This is a genomic window from Shewanella sp. 125m-1 (assembly GCF_052977065.1).
This window is the reverse complement of the sequence record NZ_JBRILT010000051.1, coordinates 1-12,023: the sequence shown is the minus strand read 5'-3', so window position 1 is coordinate 12,023 and position 12,023 is coordinate 1. Positions and strand designations below refer to the sequence as shown.

Sequence of the window (12,023 nt, the reverse complement as noted above, 5' to 3'; positions counted from 1 at the left end):
GCCCTATTTGTTAATGAAAACCTATAGTAGGCGCGCAGTATGACAAATAGCAATGAGGTGAATAAGGGGCAAGTTGGCTTAGGCCTTAGACGAGAAATGTTGGACGAGTTTTGTCAAGGAGTGCCAAGTGAAATCAATTTTTTTGAGGTCGCACCAGAAAACTGGATGACTCTAGGGGGCAAGTTTGGCCGTCAATTTAGAGAACTTACCGAAAGACATGAGTTTTACTGCCACGGTTTATCACTTTCTATCGGCAGTCCGGCGCCATTAGATCTGCAGTTTGTTAAAAACGTCAAAGACTTTTTAGATTTACATCAAATCAAGACCTACTCAGAACACTTAAGCTATTGCTCCGGCAGCGGCCATATGTATGACTTAATGCCTATCCCATTTACGTCTGAAGCCGTTATGCATGTGGCTAAAAGGGTTAAGCAAGTAGAGGACATTATTGAAAGACCTTTAATATTGGAAAATGTTTCTTTTTATGCTGCTCCTGGCGCTGAAATGTCTGAGGCTGAATTTGTCTTAGCTGTTATGCAAGAGGCTGATTGTAAAATGCTACTCGACGTCAATAATATTTACGTTAACTCTATCAACCATCGTTATGACGCTGTTGAATTTTTAAAAGCCATGCCTACCGAACGAATAGCCTATCTACATATTGCAGGGCACTATGAAGAGGCTGAAGATCTTATTGTAGACACTCATGGCGCGGATATTGTCGATCCGGTGTGGAAGTTACTTGATGCCTGCCATGAGTGTCATGGAGTTTACCCAACCCTACTCGAACGAGATTTTAATATTCCACAAACCAATGAGCTGTTACTCGAGATTAATCAAATTCATGATTATCAAAATCGGCATATTGCCAGCTTAAAAAGGAGCGCTTAATGAGCTTTCTCGACGTACAGAAAAACTTCATGGATTACATTAAAGATCCGTCTCAGCCGCTTCCTAACGGTATTGAAGTTCGTCGAATGAAAATATATCGAGAGTTATTTTTTAATAATGTTGATGGCTTTGTGTCAAATGCATTTCCAGTACTAAAAAGCCTTTATAAAGAAGAAGATTGGTTAGCTATAGTGCAAAACTTTTTTGTTACTCACGACTGTCATAGCCCCATTTTTATTGAGATAGCTCAAGAGTTTTTGTTATTCCTGCAAACGGAATACAAAACGACAAAAATCGATCCGCCGTTTATGTTGGAGTTGGCCCATTACGAGTGGTTAGAATTAGTGGTCGCAGTCGCTCAAGATAATCACGAGCATAAGCTGATTAACCTCATTGAACAAAATTTAGAAGCCATCAATCTTAGTGTGTCATCTACGGCGAAAATTGCGCAGTATGCATATGATGTACAACATATTAGTCCTGACTATCGCCCCAAATCTCCAAGTAAAGCACCGCAGTTTTTCTGTATCTATCGAGATCTCGATGAAGAGATCTGTTTTTTACAATTAAATCCGTTAACTGCACAAGTGCTTGCTTATATGTCGCAACATACTAATCTTGGTTACACTGAACTGGTGGATTGGCTCGTACAAACATTCACTCATATCGACGCTGATGCCTTAAAGGCTGGGTGTTTACAGCTACTCACAGATCTGAGTCAGAAAGGTATTATTAAACAATTTATTGGTAAATAGGCTTTCTATTAGTGTGATCCACATCTATAATGATTTTGAAAATTGATCTAGATCAATAAATATCGTCAGCAATAATAAGTAGAGGAAGTCATGAGTCAGCCGTTTAAAGACCCATTCAATATTTTTTATTTCATTATTTTTATTCTTGTACTGTTGATCCCAACATTACCGGCTACCCTATCTTGGTTAATGGTCTTGGGCTTAAATTAATCCGCCTTTAAGCCAAGCTCAGGTATACTAGCCACTCAACTCGAGTGGCTTTTTGGTTTTTTAGGGTAGGTTAATGGCGTTAAAACGTGGCTTTTTTCTGATTATCGGACTTTGTAGTCTAGTCTTAGGGCTATTAGGTATATTGCTACCTTTATTGCCAACAGTGCCGTTTATTTTGTTGGCTGCTTATTGTTTTGCGCGTTCAAGCGACAGACTATATCAGTGGCTAATGAGTCACCCTTGGTTTGCCGATGCACTTAAAAATTGGCAGGCTCAAGGTGCTATTCGTAAAAGCTTAAAGAAAAAGGCATACCTAGTCAGCAGCCTCAGTTTTGTTACTAGCATTGTTATCGTACCGCTAATTTGGGTGAAAGTGATGCTGGCTTGCCTCGGAGCCGGGTTAATTATTTACCTGAGAAGCATCCCTGAAATTGACGGGTGATAGTGCACTGTGTTGGCTCATCATCTTGAAATTTAAGCGCTATTATCGCTCTCTTGCAGAGGTATTTCTCCTTCAGGACAATTGAATGGCAAAATTGCCTAGATTGAGATTACACTTCTGGCGTTAGTAGGTTGCAACTCGCTATAAAGCGGCTTAAGCTTGATGCCGATTTTTACACTTCGATGACATCGATACCGGTTTATTCCAATTGGGACTGGGGATGTCTGCAAACTAAAGTAGATTAAGTAAAGAATTATGGTAATGAATACTGACAGCTTGGCACTAATAAAGAACAGCATTAAAACCATCCCTAACTACCCTAAAGAAGGGATCCTGTTTAGAGATGTGACTAGCTTATTAGAAGATCCACAAGCCTATAAACTCACCATTGGACTTTTAGTGGAGCACTATAAAGATCAAGGTTTTACTAAGGTTGTCGGTACCGAAGCGCGCGGCTTCTTATTTGGCGCACCTTTGGCTCTAGAATTAGGTATTGGTTTTGTCCCTGTACGTAAGCCTGGTAAATTACCAAGAGAAACGATTTCAGAAAGCTACGAGCTTGAATACGGTCATGACGTGTTAGAGATCCATGTAGATGCCATTACTGCTGACGATAAAGTATTGGTTATTGATGACCTACTTGCTACAGGCGGTACAATTGAAGCGACAGTGAAACTGATCCGCAACTTAGGTGGCTCGGTTAATGATGCTGCTTTTGTTATTTCATTACCAGATCTAGGTGGTGAAGAGCGCCTAAAGGCAATGGATCTTAATCTAGTAAGCCTTTGTGAGTTTGAAGGCGAATAAACCATTCTATCTCAGTGATAAATGATGGTTTTAAAGAATAGACAACGTTGTTTATTCTTTATCTTAAAAGGTGAATTTATCACCGCAAAATCGCTCCTCAGTCGCTTGAGATAGCATGTAAAAGCGTTGCATGCTATTGTTCAACGATGTCGAGGAGCGTGCTCCCGAAACCGTATTCATGACACGTTGGGGAGTTCCATGTCATATCAGGTGTTGGCCAGAAAATGGCGCCCTGCCACATTCGAGCAAATGGTTGGTCAGTCGCATGTTTTGCATGCCTTAACTAATGCGCTCACTCAGCAAAGATTACATCATGCCTATCTGTTTTCCGGTACACGCGGTGTCGGTAAAACCAGTCTTGCACGTCTTTTTGCTAAAGGCTTAAATTGTGAGCAAGGCGTAACCGCAACACCCTGCGGTAAGTGTTCCGCTTGTGTTGAAATTGCCGAAGGGCGTTTTGTAGACTTGATAGAGGTCGATGCGGCATCAAGAACGAAAGTTGATGATACCCGAGAGTTGCTAGATAACGTGCAGTACAGGCCGAGTCGTGGTCGCTATAAAGTGTACCTTATTGATGAAGTACACATGTTATCGCGTAGCAGTTTTAATGCACTGCTAAAAACTCTTGAAGAGCCCCCAGAGCATGTAAAATTCCTATTAGCGACAACGGATCCTCAGCGCTTACCAGTGACAGTGCTTTCTCGTTGCTTGCAATTTAACTTGAAGAGTTTGACTCAAGATGAAATAGCCACTCAGCTAAAGCATATATTGACCCAAGAGCAATTTAGTTTTGAAGATGCAGCATTAACTCTGCTCGCTAAAGCGGCTAATGGCAGTATGCGTGATGCATTAAGCCTGACGGATCAAGCGATTGCATTTGGCGCAGGCCAAGTAAAGCTTGAGCAAGTGCAAACGATGCTCGGTAGTATCGACGAAAAGCATGTTCTAGCCTTGCTAGAAGCATTGGCTAAAGCCGATATTATGGATTTGATGCAAGTGACGGCCAAAGTGTTGTCATTTGGCGCTGACCCTGAAGAGGTACTTCGCAGCTTACTAGAGCTTCTGCACCAAATTACATTGACACAGTTTGCACCAGCAGCTGCGCAAATGTCTTTATATAGTGAGCAAATCAGTGCGTTTGCTCAGCAATTATCCGCAGAACAAGTTCAACTATATTACCAGTTGTTATTAACGGGTCGTAAAGACTTGCCCCATGCGCCAGATCCTAAGTCCGGACTCGAGATGGCGTTACTTCGTGCCGTCACTTTCGTACCCGAAAAGCCTGTGACTCGCTGGGCCGTAGCGACTAAGTCTGATATTGCATTGCCAGAGGTAAACACATCATCTGTGCAAGTTACCAATAAGCCTGCCGTTACGACAGATACGACTCATCAAGCTGTAACTCAGCATGCGCCAGAGCCTGAAAATAGCGCTGCCGGTAGAGTTACCGACAGTGAAGTCGCTCCAGTTAAAGTAGATGGTGCTCCTGCTGCGGATGTATCTACAGCTCAAACGAACAATGAGCAGCAAGGACCCGCTGACCAGAGCTCACAAGCGTCAACGGCTAAACATGCTGTTGCTGACATGCAGGATGAGCAGCTTGATAGCTTAAATAGTGAAATGGCAGTCATCATGAGCCAGGCTGAAGGGCAGGGCTTTAAAGATGCTACAGAGCAAGTACTGCCTGGCGAGCAGTCAAGCATTCAACCTGATCCTCAATTAAAGACTCCATCAAGCAGTCATTCAGATACTCATTCAGACAGTCAGGAAAATGCACAAGACAATGTGGCGCAAAGTGGTTCACATCAAGCTCAAGTTGCACAAACTAGGCTACCTGATGATGCTGTTCAACATGCCTCTGAACAGGGTGATGTAGAACAAGCTGACGATGATCTCGCCTCATATGCTGATTATGCAGGCGCTTATGGTCACAGTGAGGATGGCGAAGATAACGATTATGGTTTTGAGCATGCCTCATCAAGTTATCAAACAGAACTAACTAGCCAGAATGCAAATCAGTTTGAAAGTCACACCAGTGAAGCGCAGTTAGCCCAATCACCAACATTACCAGAGCAAAATGCTGGAAGTGCTGATCCTACGGGAAGTGATGATATCTTGGATGCGGTCTTAGCAGCCCGAGCGACATTACTTGAGGGACTAGGAGAGGATGAACCTAAGGAGGAATCCTCAAAAAAGTCCTTAGAAGGTCGTAAACCTTTTACGCCTCCAGTAAGAAAGCAGCCTGCTGTTAAGGAGAACGAAATCAGCTCGCAGCAGAGCCCAGAATCAAGTGAAGGCCAGAATTTAGCTGCCACAGAGGCCAAATCAGAGGTGATTGACCGGCCGCCATGGGAAGAGCCACATGAGCAAGACACTTGCGCGCGATTTGATGAGCCAAATGCAATAGCCCAAGCTGACAGTGAGATAAAGACAACGGATGAAGGTCAAACTCAAGAGGTTGTCGCTAAGCGAGAAGAGGTGAGCGCGATACAAACGGCACTTGATTCATCTCCTGTTCAGGATGCTGAGCTAAACTTACCAACATTACCCAGTGGTGAGCTAACGGGCAATGTGGTCGATTTGAAATGGTATCGGTTTATGTCAGAGCTTGAAGTTGGCGGCCGAGTGCGGCAGCTAGCAGTCAACTCTGTGTGTCATCAGTTTGAACAGCCGTTATCATTACTGCTTAAGCCAGATCAGAAGCATTTAGGCGCTGACATCGCGATTAAACAGCTTGAAGAGGCGATGACAAATGCCTTAGGTGAGTCGTGTAGTATCAGTGTGTCGGTAGGGGTGGACAATGATAGAGAAACCCCGCTTGAGGTGAGAAGACGCTTTCATAAAGAAATTTTAATCCAAGCGCATCATGATTTAATGACCGATGATAACGTGCGTTGGCTTACGCAAAATATGGGCGCACAGATGACGGCTGACTCGTTAACCTATGAACCAGAGTTGCTGGTTCAGAAGGGGAAACTGATTGAGTTGATCAATATTGCGAACTTTAAGCGGTTAACTGAGTCATAATTTTACAATTGAATTTCAGCTTTCATTGCTAATCACTGTTTTTTTAGTAAAATTAGCCCACTTTATTTGTTGTGATAAATAATAGAAGAGAATTAGAGTATGTTTGGAAAAGGCGGTATGGGCAACTTGATGAAGCAAGCCCAGATGATGCAAGATAAAATGGCTAAAGTGCAAGAAGAGATCGCACGTATGGAAGTCACTGGTGAAGCTGGTGCAGGCCTAGTTAAAGTCACTATGACAGGTTCTCACAGCGTACGTAAAGTTGATATCGACGCAAGCCTGCTTGAAGACGACAAAGAGATGCTAGAAGATCTTATCGCAGCCGCTTGTAATGATGCAGCGCGCCGTGTAGAAGAGAATCAAAAAGAGAAAATGGCTGAAGTGACCGGCGGTATGCAACTACCACCAGGCATGAAGATGCCGTTCTAGTTTTAAATTGCTGTTTTAACGGTGTATTTGCACGGTTAGGTTGGAGGGGGCCAAATAGGGGCCAAATTCGAGCGACTAAAAACAAAAAAAGCTCAAGCAATTTGCTTGAGCTTTTTTGTTTCTGCTTGCGAATTTTTGATGGCTAGTAAGTCTGATTTAACTTGTCAGCTAACTCATTGACGTAGTCTGGTTTCTCCGCTTTGATCCATTTTGCATAGATCTTGCGGATCATTCCCCAGTCAGAATGTCCCATCTGTTTAGCTAGCCAGGATGGCTCAGCTCCTACCATCAATAGCTGACTGGCATAGGTATGTCTTAACTGATATGCAGGCCTATGAGCTAACTCAGCTTTTATTAGCCAATTCTCCCACTGTTTGGGAGTAGTGGATAATTCAGGCCTGAGATAAGGCTGATTGTTTCTGCTTAGAAATACGCGTCTGCGTTTGATAGTTTTTGATTTTTGGTTTTTATAATAAATGGTCTCATTGCGAGCAGTTAAATTGAAGGTTTGCTCCTTTTGTTCAATGAGTGCCTCCATTGCTTTTGGAAGTAGTTCGATTTCTCTATGACCGGCAACTGTCTTTGGCGGCTTTAAATTTCCTTGGCGCGTCAAATTGTACTTAACACGGATTATTCGTTTTTCGAAATCAATATCCTCCCATGCTAACGCTTTGAGCTCGCCATGACGCATACCTGTCCATGCTAACAACTCTACCATGCGCTTTGTTTGAGGAATGTGAATAACGCTTATGAGCCGGTACAACTCCTTTTGTGAAAATGGTAGTACTAGGCTGTCTTCATCATCAAGGTTAATATCATCCTTAACAAGCTTCTTAAGAGATTGAGTTGGGTTTGATTTTATGTATTTCTTGTCTAAAGCATGGCTTAAAACTTTACTGAATGTGTTCGTGTATTCCTTGACGGTTGAATCTTTGCATTCTGTGACAGTCTGCCGCCGAGCCTTATTAAGTACGTCAGTAGTGATTTCAGAAATTGGCCGACCCAAAAGTTTATGTCGATTTAACCAGCTTTTAGCTGACGCTAATTTTTCTCTTGTGGAGTCAGTAAGGATGTTAGCACTCTCGGCTATATACTCTTCGAAGCAAACAGCAACAGTGATATTAGGACAATAGTTTATGCTGTTCGTTGGAAAGTGCTTTGTCCAAAAAGCATCGGGGTCAAGCTTATACAAACCATTTACGATATCTTGTTTGATATTCCCCAGTGTAATCTGAGCAAAGTTTATATTTGCCTTTGTAACAGGGATAGCAAGAGATCGCTTTATCGGGCGATAACGCTCAGGAACTTTAAACTGAACACGAAGATTACCTTTGTGTTCAGTTACTCCTTTAGTTTGCTTTAAAAGTGCTTCAATAGCTGGTGACTGGGTCACTACATATACTCTCTATAGGATTTAAGGTTAACGAGGTACTCATGCCCCTTTGCTTCTTGTTTCCATACAATACCCTGTGGCATTGGTTTCGTTTTACTTGTCATTCTTTGGCGAATGGCATCGGGGGTTTTTCCGGGGATCCTGCATGAGGCCTCTATGAGTGTCATCCACCGATCTTCAGAGTTTGCTTCAATAGATTCATATTTTTTCTCTAGTAGAGACACTCTAGTTTCAAACTGTTCGAACCGTTTAAGCTGTTTCTGAAAAAATTCCATCGCTTTTCGATAGGTTAGTGGTAGCAAAATTATGAACCTCCTCGGTTTCTAATAGCAATATTGAACAAAGTTACTCGGACTAGTAATCGGATTTGCTAGACCCCTATCCACAAGTAGAGGGGGGAATTTGATTGTTCTATTTGAGATTTTAGCTGCATCATTTTCCTTAGCAGGTTGTTTTTTTTACGCTTTTTGTTTTGACTAAATAGTCACTACCTAGGGGCGTCTTCTAACCGGAAAACCTTACGTATCATTGTTGTTTGTTTGTGTATCTTGTTGAAACTTAATAAATCTTATCAGGTGTAAAAATCGATTGTAAAGTAATTAATCTCGTCAAAATGCGTAAAATTTTGTCATATTGCATAAGTATGCATTGGTTGGCATTTTGTTTATTTCGATATCTCTTCTGTTTTAATAAGATTTTCAAAAAACAGAAAAGCATAACCCACGAATTAAACGAGCATTTCTAAAATGAGATACGCCTTTCAGCTGCAAGTAATGTTCTTTACTGATTGCCGCTTTTGGTCAGTGGAGGTTGTTAGGTATTCGTTACGGGCGGTTTAGACTTTGTAAAATTAATTTTTTAACGCTTTCTGGGAGAGTGTTGGTTTTACCGTTTTCCGTTTTTATTCTCTGAAATAACCACGAGATAGTAGATGCCAATTACCATGACAAAAGCAGGTATTAGAAAGTACATACGTTCTCCATAGGATGTGAAGCCCATCTTAAATTATTCGAAAAAGGATAAAGTAACTGGCACGCCATAAGTTTACTTTGCTCGGGTTTTGCGTGCAGAGGGCTTGGTATGCTGAAGCACCAAGGGTCAGCTTGCAGCTACCTAGGCTATAGGTGCAAAGGTATCGAACATCGTCTGTTTCAACATAAAAAGAGAATAACCAGAACAATAATATCGCGCCGATTACCAGCGGGATGCTCATTGTCTGGTTTAGGTCTAATCGTTTTCTTGGCATCTAGAAGTCATCAAATCCAGAGCTAAATGAATCGAAGCTGCTGTCACAAGAACTGCCAAAAGAGCTATCAAGTGAACTGCTACAAGAGTTGTCGAAAGTGCTATTTAAAGAGTTATCAATGCCGCAACTCATAGAGTCGAAGCTGGTATCGATTGAGGCGCAACTCGTATCCATGGGTGAGTCGGTTACACCATATGGATTGCCTTTAATATCGACTCCGCTATCAGCCACCATAGGTGTGCCATCGACATTAACTTGCGGCCCGTTGTTAGAATTTGTACTCATAATCATCTCCTGACTTTGCTGTTTAAATGTTCATCACTGTCTATACACATTAATGAAAAAATGTTAGATTACAAACTTGTTTGGCTGAACTGTCAGCAACAAAAAGTTTGGCGTTTTACCTCAAGTTATTCTTCCTTTTTTCTTCAAAAATTCCGCAAAATTTATTTATTACACCTCAACGAATGTGTGCTTTTAATAGCAAAAATCGGCACGAGTTTTTGTGACGAAAGAGCATGTGAAACATGCTATCAGCTCGCGTATTTGGATGGATACAAAGTATCGATTCAAAGGAGCAACGCGCATGTACAGCTGGTCTGTACTAACCGTATTTCCATTTTGCTTCAGCAAAATTTAGCCTCACATTTGGCACAAATTGATGGCTAAACCATTTGCCTTTTCGTCAGAAAAGCACGGCATCGAAAGAGGGAATAGAGGTGGCACACATCCCCTCGTCGTAAGCCGTGAAAATGCGGTTAGTACAGAGCGTAGCGAGATACATGCGCGTTTGATGTCTTGAAAAGCTAGAGCGAAGCTCGTAAGACAGTGGCGATGACGAGTCATCAGAGCTGGCGGGCGATTCAAGGCATATGGATGTGTCACGAAGTGATTCATTCATCAGGCAAAGCCTGGCTTGGTAGCGATACCTATCGCTATTTTCATCCCGAGAGGGAGAAATAAGCATCTCGGAATAAAAATCAGCACTTTTTTGCCTGAATCGACATTGTTTGTGCTCTAAGGTTCTACCTCTTGATAACCATGTTCAACGTAATAACGGATATCAAGATGAATGAGCAAAACCATACAATCCAACACCTAAATCAGGCCATCGAAACAGCGGGTAAAATAGCGGCTGTAATAGCGGGTGAGGCAGGGCGGTTATATCAACCTTATATCTCCATGCCTATGCACTATCAATCAGGAACAAGTAATAACCAGATTGGCAAGGACAGGCGCGTATTAACGATGAAACTCGTCACACGTTTCGGCTTAACATCGCCAACGATTATCAGTTGGCTTTATGGTATTCCACACCGGCTCGCATTAGAGCATTTGAACAAGCTTGTCAGCGAGAAATTGCTAAGCCTTGTTATCACTCACCGTTCTTTAGATGGACGTGTTTATGTGCTCGATTATGCGGGGGCGAAATACGCCGAGGAGCTGTTATCAGTTGCTGTTTATTTTCGTGCTGGAGAGCCTAGCTTACGAGTCAACCAAAACACCATCATGCACGACCTTATGATGCAGTTTGTTTTGCTTCAGGGCGTTCATAACCAAACGAAAGATAAGATAGCTAAACCCTATTGGTATTCGTTTGTTACCGAGCCAGAGTTTAAGCGGCTGTTTAAATCTAATGATGTGCGCAATGTCGACGGCATAGCCATAGAGCCCGATGGCACAATCGCTGCTATTGAGATAGAACATTCATTTAAGACTAAGACCGCAAGGCAAACTATCCTTTTAAAGTGGTTGTATGGCCTCAAGAACGGTTATTACGACAAGGTCATGCTGTTCTCGCAATCGTTGCAAATCTTTAATGACATAAAGAGGCTGCATAACCAGCTATATGAAGAGATGCCAACAAGGTTTGATAAGAAGACGCGGCAGGCGTTACTAAGCCATGAGGATGCTGAACTACTGAAAACCAAGATAGTGCAACGAACGGTGCAGTGCGATGAATTGAGAGAAAGGTTCTATCAATAACTAAGTGCAGAAACGGGCGCCTAAGCGCCCGTTTCCTAGCAAAACAAAAAGTAAAGCTAGAGGATGATGTCAGTCTACACACTTTGGTGTTGTCTAACGAAAGGCTAGCACTAGTTACTAGTCTTACTCTCTAGAGAATCATGCGAACCTGTCTTCCGTTACAGACTCAATAGTAGATAGGCACCGAATTGGGTAATTATAAGTGTATGTTAATAATTTAATTTCGGACTCAGAAGTAGGGGCTTACTACTCCTAGGTTCATCTGGGGATACAGGTGGTTCTCTCAAAAGCGCTTCATACGACCTCACGTCGCACGCCCCAAAGTTTGTTACACACTATTTTAATGACATAATCATATCTAACAGTAGACTCTTAGTTATTGTCGGCTAACTTAAAAACCAGTGATCAACATTTGTTGCTTATTACCCATAGCTACAAAGTGGGAACATCTATAATTTGATTTACTCGCGCTATTCCATGCTAAATTCACGTTCTTTCACTTCGGCGCTCTAGTAAAAGCATGTGAAATCTGATGTCATATAAGGATTCGAAATACAAGGACTCCTTAATGTTAAGCATATAAAGGGGGATATTGTTGTTGCATTTTCTATGGATGGTTTTTATGCGTGTATTACTTATTGTTTTAATAGTTTTTTTGGGGACTGGTTGTGCGATCAAAACGGCAGATACTTATGAGGGAATGTCAGCATCTCCAGTAGAACTGACTGCTCAGAAAGATATTCTTACTTTATACCAGTTATGGTAAGCCCCTAGTTTTCTAGACACTTTCTAAGTTCTCATAATACTGCTTTTCAAACTTCATTGGAGACAGTCCGT

Annotated in this window: 10 protein-coding genes; 7 read left to right on the top strand and 3 right to left on the bottom strand. The window is 42.0% G+C overall.

Translation table 11 applies throughout. The annotated features are described in order from the left end of the window. Nucleotides 1–39: 39 nt before the first annotated feature. The 6 genes from ACVBIK_RS17720 (at nt 40) to ACVBIK_RS17695 (ending at nt 6,561) form a co-directional block, all read left to right on the top strand. Complete coding sequence (locus ACVBIK_RS17720; protein WP_447162103.1) at nt 40–891, top strand: HvfB family MNIO-type RiPP peptide maturase; 852 nt, start codon at nt 40–42, stop codon at nt 889–891. Beyond that, nucleotides 891–1,646, top strand: coding sequence for an HvfC family RiPP maturation protein (locus ACVBIK_RS17715; protein ID WP_447162102.1), 756 nt, complete (start codon nt 891–893; stop codon nt 1,644–1,646). The genes ACVBIK_RS17720 and ACVBIK_RS17715 overlap by 1 nt, the downstream gene beginning before the upstream one ends. A gap of 283 nt (nt 1,647–1,929) precedes the next feature. Next, nucleotides 1,930–2,298 (top strand): YbaN family protein, encoded by a 369-nt coding sequence (locus ACVBIK_RS17710; RefSeq protein WP_447162101.1) that lies wholly within the window; start codon nt 1,930–1,932, stop codon nt 2,296–2,298. Between the two features lie 255 nt (nt 2,299–2,553). After that, nucleotides 2,554–3,105, top strand: a complete 552-nt coding sequence (gene apt / locus ACVBIK_RS17705) for an adenine phosphoribosyltransferase (protein ID WP_447162100.1) — start codon at nt 2,554–2,556, stop codon at nt 3,103–3,105. A 198-nt stretch (nt 3,106–3,303) separates the two neighbouring features. Further along, on the top strand, nt 3,304–6,132 hold the full coding sequence (gene dnaX, locus ACVBIK_RS17700; RefSeq protein ID WP_447170205.1) for a DNA polymerase III subunit gamma/tau: 2,829 nt from the start codon (nt 3,304–3,306) through the stop codon (nt 6,130–6,132). Between the two features lie 99 nt (nt 6,133–6,231). Next, a complete protein-coding gene (locus tag ACVBIK_RS17695) occupies nt 6,232–6,561 on the top strand; it encodes a YbaB/EbfC family nucleoid-associated protein (protein WP_012154758.1) in 330 nt (109 codons plus the stop codon). A gap of 142 nt (nt 6,562–6,703) precedes the next feature. On the opposite strand, the gene ACVBIK_RS17690 is transcribed toward ACVBIK_RS17695, so the two are convergent. The 3 genes from ACVBIK_RS17690 to ACVBIK_RS17680 form a co-directional block, all read right to left on the bottom strand. Next, on the bottom strand, nt 6,704–7,954 hold the full coding sequence (locus ACVBIK_RS17690) for a tyrosine-type recombinase/integrase (RefSeq protein ID WP_447170204.1): 1,251 nt from the start codon (nt 7,952–7,954) through the stop codon (nt 6,704–6,706). Further along, nucleotides 7,954–8,229, bottom strand: a complete 276-nt coding sequence (locus ACVBIK_RS17685) for a hypothetical protein (RefSeq protein ID WP_447170203.1) — start codon at nt 8,227–8,229, stop codon at nt 7,954–7,956. Before ACVBIK_RS17685 ends, ACVBIK_RS17690 begins: the two co-directional genes overlap by 1 nt. A 971-nt stretch (nt 8,230–9,200) precedes the next feature. Beyond that, nucleotides 9,201–9,485 carry a hypothetical protein gene (locus ACVBIK_RS17680; protein WP_447170202.1) on the bottom strand — a complete coding sequence of 95 codons (285 nt, stop codon included), beginning with the start codon at nt 9,483–9,485 and terminating at the stop codon, nt 9,201–9,203. Nucleotides 9,486–10,268: 783 nt separating this feature from the next. Between ACVBIK_RS17680 and ACVBIK_RS17675 the strand changes: the two genes are divergently transcribed. Beyond that, on the top strand, nt 10,269–11,186 hold the full coding sequence (locus ACVBIK_RS17675; protein WP_447170201.1) for a hypothetical protein: 918 nt from the start codon (nt 10,269–10,271) through the stop codon (nt 11,184–11,186). Nucleotides 11,187–12,023: the final 837 nt, after the last annotated feature.

What these genes read in the sequence shown, in the direction of transcription:
- dnaX (WP_447170205.1), top strand. Translation starts at nt 3,304, where the DNA reads ATGTCATATCAGGTGTTGGCCAGAAAATGGCGCCCTGCCACATTCGAG.
- ACVBIK_RS17715 (WP_447162102.1), top strand. Translation starts at nt 891, where the DNA reads ATGAGCTTTCTCGACGTACAGAAAAACTTCATGGATTACATTAAAGAT.
- ACVBIK_RS17695 (WP_012154758.1), top strand. Translation starts at nt 6,232, where the DNA reads ATGTTTGGAAAAGGCGGTATGGGCAACTTGATGAAGCAAGCCCAGATG.
- ACVBIK_RS17720 (WP_447162103.1), top strand. Translation starts at nt 40, where the DNA reads ATGACAAATAGCAATGAGGTGAATAAGGGGCAAGTTGGCTTAGGCCTT.
- ACVBIK_RS17680 (WP_447170202.1), bottom strand. Translation starts at nt 9,485, where the DNA reads ATGAGTACAAATTCTAACAACGGGCCGCAAGTTAATGTCGATGGCACA.
- apt (WP_447162100.1), top strand. Translation starts at nt 2,554, where the DNA reads ATGGTAATGAATACTGACAGCTTGGCACTAATAAAGAACAGCATTAAA.
- ACVBIK_RS17685 (WP_447170203.1), bottom strand. Translation starts at nt 8,229, where the DNA reads ATGGAATTTTTTCAGAAACAGCTTAAACGGTTCGAACAGTTTGAAACT.
- ACVBIK_RS17710 (WP_447162101.1), top strand. Translation starts at nt 1,930, where the DNA reads ATGGCGTTAAAACGTGGCTTTTTTCTGATTATCGGACTTTGTAGTCTA.
- ACVBIK_RS17675 (WP_447170201.1), top strand. Translation starts at nt 10,269, where the DNA reads ATGAATGAGCAAAACCATACAATCCAACACCTAAATCAGGCCATCGAA.